This is a genomic window from Xenorhabdus poinarii G6 (assembly GCF_000968175.1).
In the GTDB taxonomy this organism is placed as follows: Bacteria; Pseudomonadota; Gammaproteobacteria; order Enterobacterales; family Enterobacteriaceae; genus Xenorhabdus; species Xenorhabdus poinarii.
The window spans coordinates 3,343,397-3,365,340 of sequence record NZ_FO704551.1 but is presented as its reverse complement, the minus strand read 5'-3'; the positions used below and the strand labels follow the sequence as shown (position 1 = coordinate 3,365,340).

At 47.1% G+C, this 21,944-nt stretch carries 16 protein-coding genes; 9 read left to right on the top strand and 7 right to left on the bottom strand.

Features of this window, described 5'->3' with window-relative positions; genetic code table 11:
* Positions 1-42 precede the first annotated feature (42 nt).
* The 3 genes from tamA to XPG1_RS15420 are packed head-to-tail and all read left to right on the top strand — an operon-like array spanning position 43 to position 5,926.
* Positions 43-1,785, top strand: a complete 1,743-nt coding sequence (tamA, locus tag XPG1_RS15430; protein WP_045959985.1) for an autotransporter assembly complex protein TamA — start codon at positions 43-45, stop codon at positions 1,783-1,785.
* Positions 1,782-5,567 (top strand): autotransporter assembly complex protein TamB, encoded by a 3,786-nt coding sequence (tamB, locus tag XPG1_RS15425; protein WP_045959983.1) that lies wholly within the window; start codon positions 1,782-1,784, stop codon positions 5,565-5,567. Before tamA ends, tamB begins: the two co-directional genes overlap by 4 nt.
* Before the next feature lie 2 nt (positions 5,568-5,569).
* The gene (locus XPG1_RS15420) at positions 5,570-5,926 is read left to right on the top strand and encodes a gamma-glutamylcyclotransferase family protein (protein ID WP_045959981.1); all 357 of its coding nucleotides are present in this window, start codon (positions 5,570-5,572) and stop codon (positions 5,924-5,926) included.
* A gap of 71 nt (positions 5,927-5,997) precedes the next feature.
* Here XPG1_RS15420 and ppa read toward each other — a convergent pair whose 3' ends face one another.
* From ppa to fbp, 4 genes are all read right to left on the bottom strand, one after another.
* On the bottom strand, positions 5,998-6,528 hold the full coding sequence (ppa, locus tag XPG1_RS15415; protein WP_045959979.1) for an inorganic diphosphatase: 531 nt from the start codon (positions 6,526-6,528) through the stop codon (positions 5,998-6,000).
* A 221-nt stretch (positions 6,529-6,749) separates the two neighbouring features.
* The gene (locus XPG1_RS17155; RefSeq protein ID WP_052708326.1) at positions 6,750-10,193 is read right to left on the bottom strand and encodes an inverse autotransporter beta domain-containing protein; all 3,444 of its coding nucleotides are present in this window, start codon (positions 10,191-10,193) and stop codon (positions 6,750-6,752) included.
* A 293-nt stretch (positions 10,194-10,486) separates the two neighbouring features.
* The gene (locus XPG1_RS17150) at positions 10,487-13,900 is read right to left on the bottom strand and encodes an inverse autotransporter beta domain-containing protein (protein ID WP_052708325.1); all 3,414 of its coding nucleotides are present in this window, start codon (positions 13,898-13,900) and stop codon (positions 10,487-10,489) included.
* A 373-nt stretch (positions 13,901-14,273) separates the two neighbouring features.
* Positions 14,274-15,278 (bottom strand): class 1 fructose-bisphosphatase, encoded by a 1,005-nt coding sequence (gene fbp / locus XPG1_RS15400; protein ID WP_045959977.1) that lies wholly within the window; start codon positions 15,276-15,278, stop codon positions 14,274-14,276.
* A 172-nt stretch (positions 15,279-15,450) separates the two neighbouring features.
* On the opposite strand from fbp, the gene mpl reads away from it, so the two are divergent.
* Positions 15,451-16,824, top strand: coding sequence for a UDP-N-acetylmuramate:L-alanyl-gamma-D-glutamyl-meso-diaminopimelate ligase (gene mpl / locus XPG1_RS15395; RefSeq protein ID WP_045959975.1), 1,374 nt, complete (start codon positions 15,451-15,453; stop codon positions 16,822-16,824).
* Between the two features lie 53 nt (positions 16,825-16,877).
* Here mpl and argR read toward each other — a convergent pair whose 3' ends face one another.
* Positions 16,878-17,348 carry a transcriptional regulator ArgR gene (gene argR, locus XPG1_RS15390; RefSeq protein WP_045959973.1) on the bottom strand — a complete coding sequence of 157 codons (471 nt, stop codon included), beginning with the start codon at positions 17,346-17,348 and terminating at the stop codon, positions 16,878-16,880.
* Between the two features lie 396 nt (positions 17,349-17,744).
* On the opposite strand from argR, the gene mdh reads away from it, so the two are divergent.
* Positions 17,745-18,683, top strand: a complete 939-nt coding sequence (mdh, locus tag XPG1_RS15385; protein WP_045959971.1) for a malate dehydrogenase — start codon at positions 17,745-17,747, stop codon at positions 18,681-18,683.
* A gap of 103 nt (positions 18,684-18,786) precedes the next feature.
* Here mdh and XPG1_RS15380 read toward each other — a convergent pair whose 3' ends face one another.
* Entirely contained in the window at positions 18,787-19,053 is a 267-nt protein-coding gene (locus XPG1_RS15380) for a helix-turn-helix domain-containing protein (protein WP_045959969.1), read from the bottom strand.
* A gap of 188 nt (positions 19,054-19,241) precedes the next feature.
* Between XPG1_RS15380 and XPG1_RS15375 the strand changes: the two genes are divergently transcribed.
* Both XPG1_RS15375 and XPG1_RS15370 read left to right on the top strand, forming a co-directional pair.
* Positions 19,242-19,589: a DNA-binding protein gene (locus XPG1_RS15375; protein ID WP_045959967.1), complete on the top strand. Its 348-nt coding sequence runs from the start codon at positions 19,242-19,244 to the stop codon at positions 19,587-19,589.
* A 75-nt stretch (positions 19,590-19,664) separates the two neighbouring features.
* Complete coding sequence (locus XPG1_RS15370) at positions 19,665-20,045, top strand: DNA-binding protein (protein ID WP_045959965.1); 381 nt, start codon at positions 19,665-19,667, stop codon at positions 20,043-20,045.
* 30 nt (positions 20,046-20,075) lie between these two features.
* Here the strand turns inward: XPG1_RS15370 and ispB are convergent, their stop codons facing one another.
* Positions 20,076-21,047 (bottom strand): octaprenyl diphosphate synthase, encoded by a 972-nt coding sequence (ispB, locus tag XPG1_RS15365; RefSeq protein WP_045959963.1) that lies wholly within the window; start codon positions 21,045-21,047, stop codon positions 20,076-20,078.
* Positions 21,048-21,297: 250 nt separating this feature from the next.
* Between ispB and rplU the strand changes: the two genes are divergently transcribed.
* A complete protein-coding gene (rplU, locus tag XPG1_RS15360; RefSeq protein WP_045959960.1) occupies positions 21,298-21,606 on the top strand; it encodes a 50S ribosomal protein L21 in 309 nt (102 codons plus the stop codon).
* A 20-nt stretch (positions 21,607-21,626) separates the two neighbouring features.
* Complete coding sequence (rpmA, locus tag XPG1_RS15355) at positions 21,627-21,884, top strand: 50S ribosomal protein L27 (RefSeq protein WP_045959958.1); 258 nt, start codon at positions 21,627-21,629, stop codon at positions 21,882-21,884.
* The last annotated feature ends 60 nt before the right edge of the window (positions 21,885-21,944 follow it).

Below are 21,944 nucleotides of genomic sequence, written 5' to 3'. Positions count from 1 at the left end.
TCGTTGGATTTTATCGTACAGATATCAACATTAGGAGTTCGAGTGTCACGGTATCCCCTCATATGTGCACTTTTTGTCTCTAGTATGACTCCGTCGGCTTATAGTGCAAATTTACGGTTGAAAGTAGAAGGACTTTCTGGCGAATTAGAAAAAAATGCCAGAGTACAACTTTCGAATATCAGTACCGATGAAGTCTCGCCTGATGGTCGTTTTCGGGCCAGGGTGGCGAAAGCCATACGTCAGGGGCTTCGTCCGTTGGGATATTATGATCCTGTCATTACATTTACCTATCAAGAATATACCCCGCCTTCCCGCCCTGTTCTGACAGCCAACGTCACGCTTGGCGAGCCGGTCAGAGTGGTCAGCGTCAATGTTGAGCTGGAAGGGGGCGCGAAAACAGATGCAGATTATCCCGCGCTGATCAAAAAAAATATGCCCCAACCGGGAGCGATACTCAATCACGGCGAATATGAAAATTTTAAAAGTGCCTTGACGAATTTGGCGGTTAAAAAAGGCTATTTTGATGCCGTGATGAAGAAAAGTGAGTTGGGGGTATCAGCCGCACAGCATGAATCGATTTGGGATTTCGATTTCGATAGTGGCCAACGTTATCGCTTTGGCCCGGTGAGATTTCACGGATCGCAAATTAGAGAAACTTATTTGAACAACCTCATCCCTTTCAAACCGGGGGAAGACTATACCTCAGAGCAATTAGCCGAATTTAATCGCCGTTTAGTCAATACCGGATGGTTTAACTCTGCGGTTGTGGTGCCTGATTTTAAACAGGGGCGTGCGAGCAAAGACAAAATATTGCCGTTGGAGGCGTCCTTAGTCCCCCGCTCTGCGAACTATGTCGAATTGGGGGGCGGTTATGCGACCGATGTTGGGCCGCGTGTTCAGGCAAAATGGAAGAAACCCTGGATCAATTCCCGGGGGCACAGTTTGAGTACCAGCCTTAACGTGTCTTCACGCGAGCAGCTCATTGACGGTGCTTACAAAATGCCGCTGAAGGTCAATCCGCTCGAAGAATATTATCAGCTACAAACGGGTTATAAACGTAAAGATATTAACGACACGATTTCAGATACCGCAACCTTGAACTTTTCCCGTAACTGGGATCGGTTTACCGGTTGGCAATACAGTTTTAATCTGCGCTGGAGCCTGAGCCACTTTACACAGGCCAACGTCACCAACACCACGATGTTGCTGTATCCGGGTGTGAGTGTCAGCCGTATTCGTCAACGTGGCGGTGCGATGCCCTCTTGGGGAGATAGTCAGCGTTACTCGCTGGATATTTCTGACACCGACTGGAAATCCGATGTCGATTTTCTTGTCTTGCAGGCACATCACGTTTGGATCAGAACATATCGGGAGAATCACCGTTTTGTCGTGCGGGCGGATTTAGGCTGGATAGAAACGAATGAATTCGACAAAGTGCCACCGGATCTGCGTTTCTTTGCCGGGGGAGATCGCAGTATTCGTGGGTATAAATACCAGAAAATCTCACCGACAGACCGTCGTGGTCAGTTAACCGGGGCATCAAAGTTAGCGGTGGGATCGTTGGAGTACCAATATAATATTTATGGGAATTGGTGGAGTGCCTTATTTGTCGATTCAGGTGAAGCGGTGAATGACATCAGAAAGAGTAACCTAAAAACAGGCGTAGGCATGGGGGTGCGCTGGGCTTCACCGGTCGGGCCGATAAAATTTGATTTAGCGACGCCAATCGGAGAGCGGGATAACCATAATGTCGAATTTTATATCGGGTTAGGGGCTGAACTATGAAGTGGGTAAAAAGAGGGAGTATCGCTTTCCTGCTGATTGTCGGCCTGTTATTGGTGCTTATAGTGGGATTGGTCGGCACACAAACCGGTCTGCATTTTATGGTTAACAACGCGGCACGTTGGATACCCGGATTAGAGATAGCCAGCGTTAACGGAGGCTGGCGTGATTTAACGCTAAAGGGCGTGAAATACCAGATGCCGGGAGTCAACGTGAAGGCGGATAATCTGCACCTCTCTGTACGGCTTTCTTGCCTGAAACACAGCCAGGTTTGTGTCAATGCCTTGACGACGGAAGGGGTGACCGTTTCGGTGAAGACGGCAGAACTTCCCCCATCAGCGCCAGTTGTGGCATCAGAACCCCTCACCGAATTAAAAACGCTGTACCCCATTTCATTGGGCTTGCTTTCCCTGAAAAATATTCATGTACAGGTAGACGATATCGCCATTGCATTGGATGAATTGAAAACAGGGGCACAGTGGCAGGATAAGCAACTGATCGTAAAACCGACGAACATTCAGCACCTGTCCGTGGCATTACCCAAACACGCCGCCGAAAAAAGCGGGACAGCACAAAACAGAGTGCCACAGGCTGACACTGAGCAACCCCTGAGTGAAACGTTGAAAGCGTTATTTGCCAGGCCGCTGTTAGCGGAGCTGCCCCCGATCCCACTTCCCCTTGATATCACGCTGGAAGATCTCCGTGGTAGTCAACTGCATTTGACGGGGGATACTGACATCAAAATTAATGCGTTGCGACTACAGGCCAGCAATCAGGGGCAACAGGTGCATATCTCAACCCTGAATTTACAGACGCCGGAAGGGGCGCTGGCCATACAGGGAACGGCCAAACTGTCTGAACAATGGCCGGTCAATGTTTCGGTGAAGGGGCACATCGATAATTTAAGTCATCTCAATCTGGACGATTTTAAAGGGCAACAGGTGCAGTTAGCGCTAAAAGGGGCATTGTTGCAGCAACTTGATCTGGCCGTAAAGCTCTCCGGCCCTGTCTCCGCCAGTCTGGATGCACAGGCTGAATTGGCAAAAGCCGGCTTGCCGGTACGGATGACCTTGACCAGCCGCCAATTGCAGTGGCCATTGCGCGGTCAGCCTGCCTATCAGCTTGAGGGGGTCAGATTGCGTTTGAATGGTCAAGTTAGTCGTTACGATCTTTCCCTGCGCTCGGCGATCAAGGGCCATGATCTTCCTCCGGCATCACTGCTGCTGGATGCGAAAGGCAATGAAGAACAACTCAAATTAACCCGTTTACGTCTGGCAGCCTTACAGGGGAAAGCCGATGTGTCAGGGGTGCTTGACTGGCGTAAGGCCGTGAGCTGGCATGCCAATCTCACGTTAGCGGGAATAAATACCGCCAAACAGTGGCCGGAATGGCCTGCCAAACTGGCGGGAAAAATAGCGGTACGGGGCAGTATGTACGGTGGCAGCTGGCAGCTTCAGGTGCCTGAAATGGCTCTTGATGGGCATGTGAAGCAAAACATCATTAAAGCCCATGGTCAGGCATCAGGCAACGCGGCGGGGCAATGGGACATCCCGCAACTCAATCTGACCGTTGGGCGTAATACCCTTCATGTCCAGGGCAGATTGACGGATCACGCGTGGAAACTCGATGGGGAAATAAATGCTCAGCACCTAAATGGTGTCCTTCCCGGTCTGGCGGGTTTGATGACCGGTCAGGTTAAACTGCGTGGCAATATGAAATCACCCCAAATTATTGCGGATTTACAGGCGCGCGGGTTGCGCTGGCAGGATGATATCAAGGTCGATAGTGCGACGATCAAGGGGGATATTCGTTCATCAGACCAGATCCGAGGCCAATTATCGGTTGTTGTGCGCCAACTGAAACAGGCCGATTTAACCATCAATCACTTGACACTTAACGCGAAAGGTTCAGAAAGCAAACATGATTTACAACTGAACATCGAGGGTACGCCGGTATCCGGCCAGTTAGCCCTTCATGGTCATTTTGATCGTCAGAAAGCGCGCTGGACAGGTAGCATCAACAAAACGGACGTTGATACCCCTGTCGGTGAATGGCGTTTAAGCAGAGCAATCTCTGTTGATTACTGGCATTTGCAACAAAAAGCCCTGATTGGCCCGCATTGCTGGTTAAATCCCAATGCCCGTCTTTGTATTTCAAAACCAATTGAAGCGGGCGCCAGCGGTCATGCGCAAGTGGCACTTGAACATTTTAACTTAGCGATGATCCAGCCATTTTTGGATAAAAACACCCAACTCAGTGGGGTGTTCAGTGGTCATGCCAATATCAAATGGACAGAAAAACAGGGATTGCCACAGGCAAACGTTGCGCTGCAGGGAACCGGGGTAGCGGTGCGTCAGATTGTCGAAGGGAATACCTTACCGATTGATTTTGAAACACTCACCGTGAATGCAGGGCTGGCAAATGGCAAGGCGAATGTGTCATGGTTAGTTAAACTGGCTGGCAATGGACAGTTGAAAGGGGATGTACAGGTTGCGGATGTAACCGGTCAGCGGAAACTATCGGGAAATATCGATCTTCAGGCGCTCTCCTTAGCACTGATGAAGCCGATGTTGGGGAAAGGCGAAAAGGCGGAGGGCGGGGTAAATGCGAATTTACGCATTGGTGGCAATGCTAAGCACCCGCTGCTATTTGGTTTACTGAAAGCGGATAGCCTGAAAATCAGCAGCTATTGGCTGCCATTCGAAATCACCCAAAGCCAGCTGGCGGTGAATTTTGCCGGTACCAGTTCCGACCTGAGCGGCATGATTAAGACCCCTCAGGGGCAATTAAACCTGCATGGTTACGCTGACTGGCGCAATCTGGCGCAATGGTATGCCAGCATTGCGGTGGCGGGTGACAAATTACGTGTTACGGTGCCGCCAATGGTCAAGGTGGATGTCAGCCCCAATTTACGGTTGGAAGCGACACCCGATCGACTGAATCTTGAGGGGAATGTGGCGATTCCGTGGGCGCGTATTAAGGTGCAGGAATTACCGGAATCGGCGGTCGGGGTTTCTGCTGATGAAGTGATGCTGGATAACCATTTCCAGCCAATAACGAAGAAAAAATCCGCGATTCAGATCCAAAGTCACTTAAATATTCATATTGGTCATGATGTGCAGTTGAGCGCCTTTGGCCTGAAAGCTCAGCTTAAAGGCGATTTGAAAGTCCTGCAGGATCAACAGGGATTAGGACTGAATGGTCAGATTGATATCCCGGAAGGGCGTTTCCATGCCTATGGGCAAGATTTGCTCGTCCGTAAGGGAACCATTTTGTTCTCCGGGCCGCCGGATCAGCCATTGTTGAATATTGAAGCCATCCGCAATCCTGAATCGACAGCCAACAGAGTGATTGCAGGCGTGCGTGTCACCGGTCTGGCCGATAAACCGAAAGTAGAAGTCTTTTCTGATCCGGTCAAATCACAACAGGAAGCCTTATCTTATCTGCTACGTGGCGAAGGTCTGGAGAAAGGCAACTCTGACAACTCGCAAATGACAGCCATGCTGATTGGATTGGGGATCGCGCAGAGTGGCCAGTTAGTCGGTAAGATCGGCGAGACATTTGGCGTTTCTGATTTGGCTTTGGATACTCAGGGCGCGGGGGATAAATCTCAAGTGGTTGTCAGTGGTCGAATAACCAATGACTTACAAGTGAAGTATGGAGTGGGTATTTTTGATTCTTTGGCGACACTGACATTACGCTATCGGGTGATGCCAAGATTGTATCTGGAAGCAGTATCTGGTATTGATCAGGCTTTAGATTTGCTCTATGAGTTTGAGTTTTAAAAATGCGAGTTATTGTTTATGGTAGCCTGAGGCGAAAACAAGGTAATCACCACTGGATGACGGATGCCCAATTGTTAGGAGAACACAGATTAGACGGTTATGAAATTTATGATCTGGGGCACTATCCGGCGGTTATCCGTGGCGAAGGAACCATCGAATGTGAAGTCTATCGTATTACGCCCCCCATCCTGACCGAGTTGGATGCATTAAAAAAGAATGCTCAGGAGTACCAAAGGGAATTGATTGAAACGCCTTATGGCAAGGCATGGATTTATCTCTATCAGTTGTCTGTCGAAGGATTACAGAGAATAACCAGTGGTGACTGGCTGAAACGTCACGGAGAAGAAGAAAACGAGTGACATGATGTTGTCATCGAAAGGCCAATAAAAACCGCTGCCCTGAGAAGGGCAGCGGTTTTTTAAATCAGCCATTATTTTTGGGCAGCACGTTCGAAAGAGGCGCGGATTTCCGCTTTGGCGGCGTCAGCGTTATCCCATCCATCGACTTTAACCCACTTACCGCTTTCCAGATCTTTGTAGTGTTCAAAGAAATGCGTGATTTGGGCGCGTAGCAGTTCCGGCAGATCGTTCACATCGTTGATGTGATCGTATTCTTTGCTCAGTTTGGTATGCGGAACAGCGACCAATTTGGCATCTTCACCGGACTCATCAGTCATTTTCAGCACACCAACCGGACGGCAGCGGATCACAGAACCCGGCTGTAATGGATAAGGTGTTGGCACCAATACGTCAACCGGGTCACCGTCAAGGGATAACGTATGATTGATGTAACCGTAGTTACATGGGTAGAACATCGCCGTTGACATGAAACGGTCAACAAACAGAGCACCGGATTCTTTATCAACTTCATATTTGATTGGATCGGCGTTTGCCGGGATCTCAATGATGACATAGATATCTTCTGGCAGTGCTTTTCCCGCCGGTACGTTGTTCAGGCTCATAAAAAGTTTCCTTCAAGTTCAAACCAAAATGGAATGCGGGCTATTATAGCCAAAACCGGCTTCATGTCCTCGGATTTTTCGATGGCAGACAGTGACAGAGAAGCGAAGGAAGATGCCGATAAAACCGCGTAGAAGTACCTCATAAAAAAAGCACAGACCCGATGAGGGCGTCTGTGCTTGTGCTGTCTTAATTGTGGCTTAATTCAGCCTGAAGTCCTGTTTTAATTCCCAAGTTTACACAGCATTAAGTGGAGTTGAACCTCGTTTTCGTTAATTCTTTCATATGTATCAAGATTAATGCCCATAGGTGTAACCTTCTCCGAGTTCGGGGTCGGGTCCAAGTAAGAGAATAGAACACCCGGATCCCCTGGACTGAGATGAAAATCCGGGAACTTCGCTCTTGGATATTCATCCACTAATGTCTTACCAGTTTGATCTTCTTGATACAGTCCGACATCCTTATTCGTGGCAGTTTTAGCCCCACTGGGAACGTCTCCTATTTTTCCGACCATGTTCTCACACTTATACCCGTATTCACTAAGATTGTCTAACTTAGGCGAAGCAAATAGATACCTTTCAGGATGGAACGTATAAGTATAGATCCCCCTTAAGCCGTCTCTTGTGACGGTGGCGGTGACTTTTGCCGGGCCGGGTTTAAACTTATTCCTAGGGAAGACGATATAACCATTCTCATCTGTCGCCGTGACGTCAGTATGATGTGTGAGTTTTATAGACAAAGTTTTCCCAGCGTCGTCCTTATACTCACCCTCTGGCAACCCTGTGATTTGGTCATTGAGATCCATTGTTAGTATGATACCTAGCTGATTATGGACGTTAAGGGGTTGACCTTGTTGTTCGGGAAAGACGCTGTATTTACCCTCCACATTAAGACCAGGTTGGCCTTTATCTTTCTCTGCGACGATAGTAATCCCCACGGGTACTTCTATCGGGATGATGGTCACCGGGGAAGAAGCTTTTGCATTGGATGAACCCAAGGTGGCAGTGACAACTAGATTGTCAGCACCGAAATTGGCATTTTTCTGCAAATAAGCCGCCAAATAACCTTCTGCGTCTGTGCGTGGATTATCATCCATCACCATCTTCAAACGGTTCGGCTCTGGATCGCCTTCTATATTCCAGGTAACATCCGGAACGGTTTGGTTTGGCAGCGGCTGCCCACTTGTTGCATCAACGACGAGAACCTTAAAGCGATTTTTCCCATCCTTACCGGTCAACTTACCGCTCAATGTTTTATCATAAGGTGGTTTGATTTCCCCCTTGAGGACAGCATTCAGATTTTTGGGCGGATCAAAATCGAATGGGGCCGATAACGATTCTTCCCCGCCATTGACGGACAATCCGATTTTGGCGTCTTGCACCGCTGTGGTACTGCTGAACGTGGCCTGAATTTTGCCAGCCTGATCGGTGGTCGCCTGGGTCTCGTTTGCCGACTCGAGTATGAATCCGGGCAGATTCTCCGGCTCTGTGACGGCAAACCATTTCACTTTCACGGTGGTATTTGGTGGCAGCGGCTTGTTATCCTTGAAGATTAGCGCTTTGACAGTCACCTTGTTATCTGCTGTTGCTTGGTAAGGCCCGTCTTTCTCAAACGTAAAGGAGTTGATTTGAACGGGATCGTTGACATCATTAATAAAACTGACCGGCTTAAACGTTTGACTTGGGCCATCTTCGATAGACAGTTTAACGGTGATGGCCTGAGCTTTGTTACTTTTCAGGGTTGCCATCAATTGTCCCTGATCATCGGTGATGCCGTTAGTGCTGTCGCCCGGTTTCAATTCCACGCCATCATTGGGGGTGGCTGTCCAGGTGGCTTTAATCTTTTTATTCTGCAGTGGCTGATTGTCTTTATCCAATAGAGTAGCGACAAAGGTATAGATATCCTGCGGGTTATTGATAGAGAGCGGGCCATCAGGCACCACTGGCTGCAAGGCGATATGGTATTCGGTGTCAATAGAGGCAAAAGTAAGCGGTGTGTCGCCCTGGCCGGTTATCGCCATTTTCGGCATCCCATCCATTTCCAGAAACACCTTCGAGTCCGCGGCAAGCGGTTCTGTACTGGTCAGCGTGGCGGTTAACTGCCCCTGATCATTGGTGGCGCCGTGTTCATCCCAAACCAATTTGGCATTGGGGTTCTCAGGCGCAAGGCTCCATTTCACCCCCGGGATCACTTGGCTCTTGATCGGCGCATTACTGGCTGTGCCGTGGGTGATGGTGGCCGCCAGTTGATAAGCGGATTTACCATCGGCAATCACCGGCCCTTTTCCTGCTGGCTGAACGCTTTGGTCTTTAACGACAAAAGGATCAACAACGATTTCCATTTGCGTTGTTTTGGATTCACCGCTCTCGTCTTCTGCGGTGGCAGACAGGGTGTAGCGGTTTTCGCCTTTATTCACATATTGTGGCAACACGAGTTCAGCCTGATCCTTATTGGATAACAGGCTCCCTTTGTTGTCGATGAAGGCTTGATCGGTTTGCCAGGTTACCCGCTTGAGGGATTTATTGCTGGCAATCTGAGCCTTGACGATAATGGGTTGACCATTGTAGCCGCTGAGGGTACTAGGCAATGTAATGGTGAGTGTCTGCTTTTTCCGATAATCTAGGACGATATTGTTGTTTCGCTCAACGATATCATAACGGCTGCCGGCTAAGGTACGCATCGTGGCCACGTTATCCGGCGAAATCTGGGCACCGAACGGCATGCCAAAACGGTAATTCAGATTCGCCAGAAAGAGCGTTTCACTGTGCCCGCCACTGCCGAGCTTATAATCGACACCCATCGTTACCAGTGGAACCGGGGTATAATTCAGGCCAAACCGGGCAAGATTAGGGTCTTTTTGCCGGGTATCGCGATCGAACAGCGCGACGTTATCGCCAAAGTACTGCTCATAACTGATTTTACCGCCAATATTCGGGTAAGCCGGTAAGAAGAACTCACTGTTGAGATCAAACCCATTGGCAGGGCGTTCTTCATAGTCCCGTTCTTTCGGTGACTGATGCCAACGGCTCAGACGCCAGTAGGTATTGGCGGATAATTTCACGTAATCCGTCCAGGCTTCCCCGCCCAACCCTAAGCGCTTATTTTGCCCGGTGACGTCATGGTCAAAGAAGGTGTTTAAGCCATACATCCACTCGGGGGTGAAATAACGTCCGCCGAGGCCAAAGTTCAGGGTATGGCGGCTATCTTTATTGCGATAACCTAATTGGGAAAACAGCAACCAGTCTGTTTTATTGTCGTAGAGGGGCAATAACAGATCCAGCGAGCCGTCATCCAGTTTCCCTTTTCTGTCGAGGGCAAAATGAATTTTGGCGGTGCCAAACTGAGACAACCATTTTTGGGCTTCGCTGGAGAAGGTGTTATTGATTTTCCCCAGTGCATAAGATTTCGCCTGCTCGGTCAACTGAGCGGGGGAAGAGGCAAGGAGATGACCTACCTTTTGGACATTTTGCGCAATCAGGCTTGCTTGATCTCCCTCCGTCATACCGGGCTGAATGGCATTTTCTGATGTCGATAACACATTGCTTACTGTTTTATTATCCGAAGTTTTTTCCGCTGCCGAAAATGCATTCATTGGCGTAAACGGTAAACAAAACGAATAGATAAGAACAGAAAGCCGAATAACTTTATGACTGATGCTCGAATCCATAGATGAATTCCTCATAAAATAGGATCTGTCGGCCAATGCTTAATCATGAATACTTTGATGTATAACGCCCCAATTTTATTGGGTATAGCTATCTGATTAAGATAAAAAAGAGCTATTTCTAACACTTATAAACCTTAGAAGAGATTTTGTTATTCTGCGTAATAAGAAATATTTATCAGTTGCTGAACAAAAGTTATCGCTGTCTGGAGAGGGCGTAAAAAAGCACAGACCCGATGATGGCGTCTGTGCTGGTGGTGGCTTAATTGTGGATTAAGCCGCGATGATTTTCTCTTTTACAACTTAAGCTGACAGAGTCGTTTTATATAAGGTTTCATCTCTGAGTCTTTATCACTATCAAAGGGTACGAATTCCCATGTCCGAAAATTATATATCTCAGACTTACCTTCTTCGTTTCCGACTGCCAAGATCTTAATGTTCGGCATTTCACCCGCTGTTTTCACAGGAAAAAGAACAAAGTCGGGGAAATTCTTTTGGTCATATTCATAAAGGAATGTAACACCTGTGCGGAGCTCTGGTGTTGCTCCAAACTCATCATCCCTTACAAGTTTTGCTTCGCGGTTACCAGTGTCGACCGGAACTAACGCCGAGCTACAAATAACGGTAAAAAAGAGACCCCCTGTATCATTGCGCGGATTAAATAGATATCTTTTGGGGTCGAACAGATAGCTATAGATCATCTTTCCGCCGGTGGCCTGATTGGTGACGGTGGCTGTCGCTGTTATCTCGCCTAAGGCAAAACTCTCAATCGGGAATGAGATCTGACCGGTAATATGATCTACCTTCGCGACGTCGGGCTTGGTAGACTCGATGCGTACCCGATCCGGGTTATCCTTATCTTTGAGCAGCTCTTTGCCTTCTGGTGTCAGTAGGGAAATGATGAGGTTAGGATGGACGTTAAAGGGGTTTCTTTCAGAGTGGATATCCTTAAACTGTACCGGGTTTGTGTGTTTTGTGCTCATCCGAATCCCTGCTTTTTGTGCTATCGCCTCAATATTCACCGCAGGAGATTCGACATTGGATGAACCTAAGGTGGCGGTGACAACAATATGGTCAAAACCAGCTTTGCTTTTGTCCTTTCTCACCAAAGAAGCCGTCAAATACCCCTCTTCGTCCGTGTTCTGATCAGATATCACCATCTCAATATCGTTCTGCGCTCTTTTGTTTTGTATACTCCAGGTCACCCCCGAAACGGTTTGGTTTGGTATTGGCTGCCCATTTCCATTCAGGACTTTGACCTTAAAGCGATTATTCTTACTGTCAATGGTCAATTCATCGCTCAATGGCTTGTCAGGTGCAATGATTTGCTCCTTCTTATCAAGGGAGGCCGCCAGTTTTGTGTCGGGGGTAAAATCGAACGGATCCGATAACACTTCTGTCCCATTGAGGGATAATCCGATTCTGGCGTCTTTCACCGCTTCGGAACTGCTGAACGTGGCCTTGACCTTACCATCCTTATCGGTGGTCACTTCGGTTTCTTTGTCTGGATCAAGTGTGAATCCGGGCAGAGCTTTCGAATCTGGGACGGTAAACCATTTTACTTTCACCGCGGTATTTTTCAGCGGACTGCCGTCTTTTTTGACTAATAGCGCATGGACAGTCACCTTGTTATCTACTGTGGCTTCATAAGGCCCCTTTTCATCAAACGTAAATTCTTTGATATGAACGGCGGCGCTGGCATCATCGACAAAGCTGACCGGTTTAAACGATTTATTCGGACCCTTATCGATAGACAGTTTAACGGTGATGGCCTGAGCTTTGCTACTTTTCAGGGTTGCCGTCAATTTCCCTTCCTTGTCGGTGGTGTCTTCCGCTGTCAATGTCACACCATCGTTGGGGGTCGCTGTCCAGGTGGCTTTAATCTTTTTATTCCGCAGTGGGTGCTGGTCTTTATCCAATATTGTGGCGACCAGGGTGTAGATATCCTCTGGGTTATGGATGGAGAGCGGGCCAGCAGGTTCCACCGGCTGCAAGACGATCTGGTATTCGGTGTCAACAGGGGCAAACGTGAGAGGCGTGTTGCCCTGGCTGGTTATCGCCATTTTCGGCATACCATCCATTTCCAGAAATACCTTCGAGTCCGCGGCAAGTGGTTCTGTACTGGTCAGTGTGGCGGTTAACTGCCCCTGATCATTGGTGGATCCTGACTCATCCCAAACCAATTTTGCATTGGGGTTCTCGGGCTCAAGGCTCCATTTTACGCCCCGGATTGCCCTGTTCTTGATTGGCGTATTGCCTGCATTGCCGTGGGTGATGGTGGCCGCCAGTTGATAAGCGGATTTGCCATCAGCAATCACGGGTCCTTTTCCTGCCGGTTGAATGCCTTGTGCTTTAACGACAAAAGGATCAACAACGATTTCCATTTGCGTTGTTTTCGATTTACCCCCCTCTTCTTCTGCGGTGGCAGACAGGGTATAGCTGTTTTGTCCGTCACGCACATATTGCGGCAACACAAGTCCAGCCTTACCCCCATCAGGTAACAGGAGCCCTTTGTTGTTTGTGAAGGCTTGATCGATTTTCCAGCTCACCTGTTTGAGGGGTTTATCAGTGGCAATCTGAGCCGTGACCTCAACAGGCTGACCGTCATACCCGTTGAGGGTATTGGGCAGGGTAATGTTTATTGTCGGCTTTTTCTGGTAATCCAGGACGATATTGTTGTTTCGCTCAACGATATCATAACGACTGCCGGCTAAGGTGCGCATAGACGCAACGTTATCCGGTGAAATCTGGGCACCGAACGGTGTGCCAAAACGGTAATTCAGATTCGCCAGAAAGAGGGTTTCGCTGTGTCCGCCACTGCCGAGCTTATAATCGACGCCCATCGTTACCAACGGGATCGGGGTATAATTCAGACCAAACCGGGCCATGCTCGGATCTTTCTGCCGGGTATCACGATCGAACAGTGCGACGTTATCGCCAACATAATGTTCATAACTGATTTTACCGCCAATATTTGGGTAAGCCGGTAAGAAGAACTCACTGTTGAGATCAAACCCATTAGCGGGGCGTTCTTCGTAGTCCCGCTCTTTCGGTGACTGATGCCAATTGCTCAGGCGCCAGTAAGTGTTGGCGGATAGTTTAACGTAATCCGTCCAGGCTTCACCGCCCAACCCTAAGCGTTTATTTTGCCCGGTAACGTCATGGTCAAAGAAGGCGTTTAAGCCATACATCCACTTGGGCGTAAAATAACGTCCGCCTAGCCCCAGGTTCAGGGTATGGCGGCTATCTTTATTGCGATAACCTAATTGGGAAAACAGCAACCAGTCTGTTTTATTGTCGTAGAGGGGTAATAACAGATCCAGCGAGCCGTCATCCAGTTTCCCTTTTCTGTCGAGGGCAAAATGAATTTTGGCGGTGCCAAACTGAGACAGCCATTTTTGGGCTTCGCTGGAGAAGGTGTTATTGATTTTCCCCAGCGCATAGGATTTCGCCTGTTCCGTCAACTGAGCAGGGGAAGAAGAGAGGAGTTGCCCTACTCTTTGGACATTCTGCGCAATTAGACCTGCTTGATCCCTTTCCGTCGAACTGGGCTGAACGTTATTTTCTGATGTCGATAACACATTGCTTGCTGTTTTATTATCCGAGGTTTTTTCCGCGGCCGAAAATGCATTCATTGGCGTAAACGGTAAACAAAACGAATAGATAAGAACAGAAAGCCGAATAACTTTATGACTGATGCTCGAATCCATAGATGAATTCCTCATAAAATAGGATCTGTCGCCAGTGCTTAATCATGAATACTTTGATGTATAACGCCCCGATTTCATTGGGCATGGCTATTTATTAAGATAAAAAAGAGATATTTCTAATACTTATATACATTAGGAAAGATCTTGTAATTCTGCGTAATAAAAAATAATTATCAGTTGCTGAATAAAAGTTATCGCTGTATGGGGACGAGAGCTTGGTTTCCTTTTAATCATAAAAAGGGGCTTGTCGTCATATTAATAACCGTGTGGTTGGAATAAGGATAGGCAGTGAATAATGTGAAGGCTTGAAAGAGGGAAAATAGTGAAAGAGGCAAGATCTTGCCCCTTTATATGCAATACTTAATTGAACGGCTTACTCATCTGGAAATTCAGCCATAAAACTTTCGGCTTTTTCTACCATTGATTGAGTGCCTACGAAGAAAGGGACACGTTGATGCAATTTCGTCGGCACAATATCCAGAATGCGGTTTGCACCATCACTGGCCTTGCCCCCCGCCTGTTCAGCAAGAAAGGCAATGGGGTTGCACTCGTATAATAGACGCAATTTTCCGGTGGGATGGCTGGCGGTACTTGGGTAAATATAGATGCCACCTTTCAGTAAATTGCGGTGGAAATCTGCAACCAGCGAGCCGATATAACGGGTGGTATAAGGGCGTTGGGTTGCCTCATCCTGCTCCTGACAATATTTGATGTATTTTTTGACCCCCAGCGGGAATTTGATGTAGTTCCCTTCGTTGATCGAGTACATATTGCCCTTTTCCGGGAATTGCACTTTTTCATGGGTCAGACAGAATACACCGAGGGAAGGATCATAAGTAAAAGTATGGACACCACAGCCCGTCGTGTAAACCAGCATCGTGGAGGAACCATAAACCACATAACCGGCTGCAACTTGCTGGCTGCCCGGTTGCAGAAAATCTTCTTCGGTGACAGGCTGACCAATCGGGGTGACTCGGTGGTAAATCGAGAAAATAGTCCCGACGGAAACGTTTACATCAATATTCGAAGAACCATCCAGTGGGTCCATTAAAACAACATAATTCGCATTTTCGGCGCGGTCACCATCAAAAATAACGATGTCGTCTTCTTCTTCAGAAGCAATGCCGGCGACTTCGCCACGCGCTTTCAGGGCAGCTTTGAGTTTCTCATTGGCATATAAGTCCAGCTTCATCTGAACTTCGCCCTGGACATTAGAGACGCCACTGGCACCTAAAATATCGACCAGGCCAGCTTTATTAATATCTCTATGAATGATTTTGGCACCCAGCTTGATGGCCGACAGCAGGGCGGTCAGTTCACCGGTAGCATGAGGAAAATCTTGCTGTTTTTCGACGATGAATTCGCCTAATGTTTTCATGACAAAGGCCTTGCATTTGATTGTGGTTTCAGGAAGCGAGCGTCACGTTGGTGTCGCACTTATGCACGGGCAGTTTAGCTAAAGAATCGGATGATTCATAGGTGATTGCGCTTCTAATCTCAGGCTGGATGGTTAGAATAGTGATACAGTTCATGATATCGGATAGAAATAAATGCGTATTCATATTCTCGGCATTTGCGGTACTTTTATGGGCGGACTGGCGATCCTCGCACGGGCGCTGGGCCATGAAGTGACGGGCTCTGATGCCAATGTATATCCACCAATGAGCACGTTGTTGGAAAAACAGGGGATTGCGTTGATCCAAGGATACGACCCGGAACAACTCGATCCTGCTGTGGATCTGGTGATTATTGGTAATGCGATGACGCGCGGTAATCCTTGTGTCGAAGCCGTGCTGGATCGTGGCATTCCTTATACCTCAGGCCCACAATGGCTGCATGATCATGTTTTGCCGGAGCGTTGGGTATTGGCTGTTGCAGGCACACACGGTAAAACAACAACGGCGGGCATGTTGGCCTGGATTCTGGAGCATTGTGGCTATCAACCGGGGTTTCTGATCGGCGGTGTGCCGGGTAACTTCGAGGTTTCAGCAAAAATCGGTGAAAGCCCGTTTTTTGTGATTGAAGCCGATGAATACGACAGTGCTTTTTTTGATAAACGTTCGAAATTTGTTCATTACAGTCCTCGTACACTGATCATGAACAATCTTGAATTTGATCATGCTGACATTTTTGAAAATTTAGCGGCTATTCAAAAACAGTTCCACCATCTCGTCAGAGTCGTGCCAGGTATCGGTAAGATCATTGTTCCTGATAATGATGTGAATTTGAAACAAGTACTCGCGATGGGATGTTGGAGTGAGCTGGAACAGGTCGGAGAAAGTAGTCACTGGCAGGCGAAGAAAGTCAGTCACGATAGCAGTCACTATCAAGTCTTTTATCGTGGTGAATTGCAGGGTGAAGTGAAGTGGTCATTAGTGGGTGAACACAATATGCATAATGGCTTGATCGCGATTGTGGCCGCTCATCATGTCGGTGTTCAGCCTGAGGAGGCTTGTCGGGCGCTGGGTAAATTTATCAATGCCCGTCGTCGTCTGGAGTTATGCGGCGAAGTTAATGGTATCTCGGTGTATGATGATTTTGCTCATCATCCAACGGCCATCTTAGCGACAATGGAAGCGCTGAGAAGTAAAGTGGGCGGCATGGCTCGTATTCTGGCTGTACTGGAGCCTCGATCTAATACCATGAAAATGGGAATGGGCAAAAATGAGATTGCGCCTGCAATGGGGAGGGCTGATGAGGTTTTCCTCTATCAACCGAGCAATATTCCCTGGCAAGTGATTGAAATTGCGGAGCAGTGCATTCAACCCGCCCGCTGGAGTGCGGATATCGATACATTAGTTAAAATGATTGTCGAAACGGCACAGCCGGGCGATCACATTCTGGTTATGAGTAACGGTGGATTTGATGGCATCCATCAGAAGCTGCTGGCTGAATTGACGAAGAAAACCCGTGTGGTTTATTGATTATGCGCAGCCGTATGCAATTGGATTGGATGAGCATACGGCTGCGCCACAGATTACAGTTCCTGTTCAAACAGGTTGAGAATCGCTTCGTAGAGCTGTTTGGTTGTAAAGTTCTGTGCTGGTGTAGAAAAAATAGTGTCATCACCCGCAATGCTGCCGAGGATCCCTTCCGCTTTCCCTAAGGAATCTAGCAGGCGTGCAATTAATTGCGCCGCGCCGGGGCTGGTGCGTATGACGACAATGCTATGATTATAATCGACGTCCAATACCAGATTTTTTAAGGGGCTGGTCGCGGTGGGAACGCCCAGTTCTGCCGGTAGACAATAGGCCATTTCCATTTTGGCGTTACGGGTTCGGACGGCACCAAATTTTGTCAGCATTCTGGAAACTTTAGATTGGTTGATGTTTTCAAACCCTTCTTCTTGCAGTGCTGAAACAATTTCACCTTGAGAGCTGAATTTTTCTTCCTTCAATAATGCTTTGAACGCTTTTACCAAATCTTCCTGTTTCGAAGAAATACGCATATTTCACCCTCGTTGAATCCATTATCAGGTCGACATTATGCAAAAGCGTGCATTTTTATTCAAGAAAGAGAAGAAAAACCAACAGATAGCGTATACCGTAGAGGGATATCCTCTGCTGATCAATCACCTTTCCTTTTCACCCGATTAAGCATAGTAAATGTATTGTTAATTAAATGGGATTGTTTCGGTTGAAAGGGAAGCGGACAGTTATCCACCCATTGGTGGGGAATACAACGGAAATTATTCTCCAAAAAGTGCCCGTTATCTCATTAACAGATAAGCCTTTTATCTAAAATGGAGCAACTTTGCTATTCCATCATCGAGCCATTAGGTGGATAATCTGACTGTTAACAGATTGTTTTTTTATTTTATCGCACTTATTTAAGGAGTATCAGGATGAAAGTTGCAGTTCTCGGTGCAGCCGGTGGTATTGGTCAGGCACTTGCCCTTCTACTTAAGACCCAACTTCCTTCAGGTTCAGAACTTTCCTTGTATGACATTGCTCCGGTGACCCCAGGGGTGGCTGCCGATCTGAGCCATATTCCAACGGAAGTGAATGTCACTGGTTTTGCTGGAGAAGATGCAACTCCGGCACTGGTCGGTGCAGATGTCGTCTTGATTTCTGCGGGTGTGGCTCGTAAACCGGGTATGGATCGCTCCGATCTGTTTAACATCAATGCGGGTATCATTCGTAATCTGGTTGAGCAGGTTGCGAAAACGTCGCCAAAAGCACTCATTGGTATTATTACCAATCCAGTGAATACGACGGTTGCGATCGCGGCTGAAGTGCTGAAAAAAGCGGGCGTGTACGATAAAAACCGCCTGTTTGGTGTGACAACCCTGGATATTATCCGCTCCAATACGTTTGTTGCGGCACTGAAAGGCAAAAAAGCGGAAGAAATCGAGGTGCCGGTTATTGGCGGGCATTCTGGTGTGACGATTTTGCCTCTGCTGTCCCAAGTGCCGGGTGTTAGCTTCACGGCGGAAGAAGTTGAAGCATTGACCAAGCGTATCCAGAATGCAGGTACTGAAGTTGTTGAAGCGAAAGCGGGTGGTGGCTCCGCAACCCTGTCTATGGGGCAGGCTGCCGCACGTTTGGGGCTGTCTTTGATCCGGGGTCTGCAAGGCGAAAGCAATGTGATTGAGTGCAGCTATGTTGAAGGTGATGGTCAATATGCTCGCTTCTTTGCTCAACCTGTTCGCTTAGGTAAAAACGGCATTGAAGAACGTTTAGCTATTGGCAAACTGAGTGACTTTGAACAACAATCACTGGATAACATGTTGGCTGTTTTGAAGAAAGATATTGAATTAGGCGAAAAATTTATTAACGAATAATTTATTAATGATTCATTAATATAGAAATTAAGTTAAATATATTAGCTAACTTAAACCGCTAGTTCAAAGCACTAGCGGTTTTTTTCAATAATTATATTGATAGCTAATTATTTTTTTTATCTCGAACTTTCCTATCTAATAGCTCTCCTGTGTGTGGATTGAAATAACGGCTTGGCCATATTTCAGACGGATGTAATTCTAGGTAATTTGCTATTATCCATTCTCCCTTGGGCCATGGGCGAGAAAGTGTATTCGCCAAAGTTGATGAGCTTAACCCTGCCTCACGAGAAACGGCTGCTAATGTTGTTCCACGTTTACGTAAAGCGGCAATAATATCAGCAGGATGCCAATCCGATTTCATCGAGATCATTTTTTTAATCCCTTCCTATTAAATTTGAAGCCACATTAGTGGTATAACTAAAGCGTTAATGTGAAATTAATAACGAACACGGATCTGTTATTAAGAAAATAAAATAACATCATTTTTTCTAAAAATATTTCTAATTCTTTCTTAATAACGTCTTTTTTGAACTTGGTTACAAAACACAGAGAAACTTTATGAAAAAAGAGTGGTATACGGCAATGGAGTTGACCGGTGTAGGTGAGTTACCTAGATCACCACAAGGAGTAAATGCTAAGGCAAAGCGTGAAGAGTGGTTAAGACAAAAACGGGCCGGTGTTCAAGGCAGAGCGATTGAATACCATTACTCTTGTTTTCCAGAGTCAACGTTAACGGCTTTAGAACTGAATGAAACGTCAACGGAATATCAGGTGCAGAAACAAGATCCTCTCTCTATTTGGGTAAGCGCATTTAATTTACTCACCGAGGAGGAAAAGGAGGCAATTACTGAAGTGATATTACGAGATGGCATAAAAAGTTTTTTAGAAAAAATCATAGCTACTTGAGGCAGCTTTTGAAAAGTCAGATGGTTAAAATTTGGCTTTCTCTTCACTGCTCTAGTACAAAGCGAGGAGAAAGAGATGAGAAAAGAATGGTATTCTGCAAAGGAACTGACGGGTCTCGCAGGGCTGCCATCGTCTCCCCAAGGCGTTAATCTCATGGCAAGACGCGAGGGCTGGGAACAACGTCGTAAGCGTGGCGTGCAGGGAAAAGCGCTTGAATATAGCGTCCATAGCCTGCCTGAAGACGTTCTGAATATCCTGACTGTCAGTGAAAATTCGGTTGAGTACTACCGGAATAAGCGACAGGATCCCTTTATGATCTGGGTGGAAGCGTATTATCAGTTGAGCAAATCAGAAAGAGAGCGCATGGTTAAATTCATTTTAAGAAACGGGTTGGCCAGCCTTGTTCAATATGTCGGCATCCAAGATATTGATAGTAAAAACAGCCCCTCGGATTGAGTTATCCGGGGGGCTGTTTGCTTATTCGGCTCAGGACAGTCGTTGTACGGCAACATGAGCTAATCCCTCAAGCGCCGCCTTGTATGGAGAGTCTTCCAGTACCTGCAATGCTGAAATTGCCTTATCGGCTTCTTCCTCCGCCCGTTGGCGGGTGTATTCAAGTGAACCACATTGTTTCATTGTTGCGAGTACGGTATCCAGCAAATGGCGGCCATTACCTTGTTCAATCGCATTTCGGATCACCGCGGATTGTGCGGGTGTGCCATGATGCATTGCATGCAAAAGCGGCAGGGTGGGTTTGCCTTCATTCAGATCATCCCCGGTATTCTTGCCGAGCGTGTTGTTATCTGAGTCGTAATCCAGCAGATCATCGATCAGTTGAAATGCGGTTCCCAAATAACGACCGTAATCACGCAATGCCATTTCTTGCTCAGGCGTGGCGTTAGCTAAAATAGCGGCTGAATGGGCTGCGACTTCAAACAGACGCGCCGTCTTACTGTAAATCACCCGCATGTAGTCATCTTCTGAAACATTCGGATCATTGCAGTTCATCAACTGCATGACCTCGCCTTCCGCGATGACATTGGTCGCGTCAGACATCAATTTCAATACGCGCATGGAATCAAGATCGGTCATCATTTGAAATGAACGCGTGTAGATGAAATCACCCACCAGCACACTGGCCGCATTACCATAAATGGCATTGGCTGTCGCCTTGCCACGCCGCATATCCGATTCATCAACGACATCATCATGCAGCAAGGTGGCCGTGTGGATAAATTCAATCAAAGCAGCAACTTTGATGTGTTTTTCATCTTCGCAACGAAGTGCTTTGCCCACGAGTACGGCAATCATTGGCCGAATGCGTTTGCCACCACCGCTGATAATGTAATAACCCAGTTGGTTGATCAGCGTAACATCAGAATTTAATTGGTGAAGAATGGTGTCATTAACCGCGGTCATATCCGTAGCGGTAAGTTTAATTATCGATTCTAAATTCATGTCTTGGCTTTGGACTCTGATTTAGAGCTGTGCTCATTAATTAGCATATCAAGAGATATCACGATATATCGATTGTACTTGAAAAACCGTTCAAATAAATGACAATTGAAAAACTCTGTTTTTTTCTCATCTGTTCTAATTCTGCACTTGTCTTCCAGGCGGTTTTTGCGTAGAATTCGCGCCCTATTGTGAATATTTTATAGCGCGCTCTGGGAAGCATTGTAGGGGGTGCGCGGAAAGCGGAGTTTATATGTACGCAGTTTTCCAAAGTGGTGGTAAACAACACCGAGTAAGCGAAGGACAAACAATTCGCTTGGAAAAGCTGGACATCGCAACTGGTGAAGCTGTTGAGTTTGACCAAGTGCTGATGGTCGTTAATGGTGAAGACATCAAAATCGGCGCTCCAGTAATTGAAGGCGTTAAAGTTAAAGCGGAAGTTGTTGCTCACGGTCGTGGCGAGAAAATTAAAATTGTTAAGTTTCGTCGCCGTAAACACAGCCGCAAGCAGCAGGGCCACCGTCAGTGGTTTACTGATGTTAAAATCACTGGCATCGCTTAAGATTTTAGGAGAGCAGATTAATGGCACACAAAAAGGCTGGCGGCTCGACTCGTAACGGTCGCGATTCTGAAAGTAAACGTCTGGGTGTAAAACGTTTTGGTGGTGAGTCTGTTTTAGCAGGCAGCATCATCGTTCGTCAACGTGGTACTAAATTCCACGCCGGCAACAACGTAGGTTGTGGCCGTGACCACACCCTGTTCGCATTAGCTGACGGAAAAGTTAAATTCGAAATTAAAGGCCCAAAAAACCGTAAATTTATCAGCATCGAAGCTGAATAAGTTTTTTGAATCTTAGTCGAATCGGAAGCCCTGCAATACGTGTTGCGGGGCTTTTTATAT

Coding starts and splice junctions, on each gene's coding strand:
- tamB (WP_045959983.1), top strand. CDS start 1,782: ATGAAGTGGGTAAAAAGAGGGAGTATCGCTTTCCTGCTGATTGTCGGC.
- XPG1_RS15420 (WP_045959981.1), top strand. CDS start 5,570: ATGCGAGTTATTGTTTATGGTAGCCTGAGGCGAAAACAAGGTAATCAC.
- ppa (WP_045959979.1), bottom strand. CDS start 6,528: ATGAGCCTGAACAACGTACCGGCGGGAAAAGCACTGCCAGAAGATATC.
- XPG1_RS17155 (WP_052708326.1), bottom strand. CDS start 10,193: ATGGATTCGAGCATCAGTCATAAAGTTATTCGGCTTTCTGTTCTTATC.
- XPG1_RS17150 (WP_052708325.1), bottom strand. CDS start 13,900: ATGGATTCGAGCATCAGTCATAAAGTTATTCGGCTTTCTGTTCTTATC.
- fbp (WP_045959977.1), bottom strand. CDS start 15,278: ATGAAAACATTAGGCGAATTCATCGTCGAAAAACAGCAAGATTTTCCT.
- mpl (WP_045959975.1), top strand. CDS start 15,451: ATGCGTATTCATATTCTCGGCATTTGCGGTACTTTTATGGGCGGACTG.
- argR (WP_045959973.1), bottom strand. CDS start 17,348: ATGCGTATTTCTTCGAAACAGGAAGATTTGGTAAAAGCGTTCAAAGCA.
- mdh (WP_045959971.1), top strand. CDS start 17,745: ATGAAAGTTGCAGTTCTCGGTGCAGCCGGTGGTATTGGTCAGGCACTT.
- XPG1_RS15380 (WP_045959969.1), bottom strand. CDS start 19,053: ATGATCTCGATGAAATCGGATTGGCATCCTGCTGATATTATTGCCGCT.
- XPG1_RS15375 (WP_045959967.1), top strand. CDS start 19,242: ATGAAAAAAGAGTGGTATACGGCAATGGAGTTGACCGGTGTAGGTGAG.
- XPG1_RS15370 (WP_045959965.1), top strand. CDS start 19,665: ATGAGAAAAGAATGGTATTCTGCAAAGGAACTGACGGGTCTCGCAGGG.
- ispB (WP_045959963.1), bottom strand. CDS start 21,047: ATGAATTTAGAATCGATAATTAAACTTACCGCTACGGATATGACCGCG.
- rplU (WP_045959960.1), top strand. CDS start 21,298: ATGTACGCAGTTTTCCAAAGTGGTGGTAAACAACACCGAGTAAGCGAA.
- rpmA (WP_045959958.1), top strand. CDS start 21,627: ATGGCACACAAAAAGGCTGGCGGCTCGACTCGTAACGGTCGCGATTCT.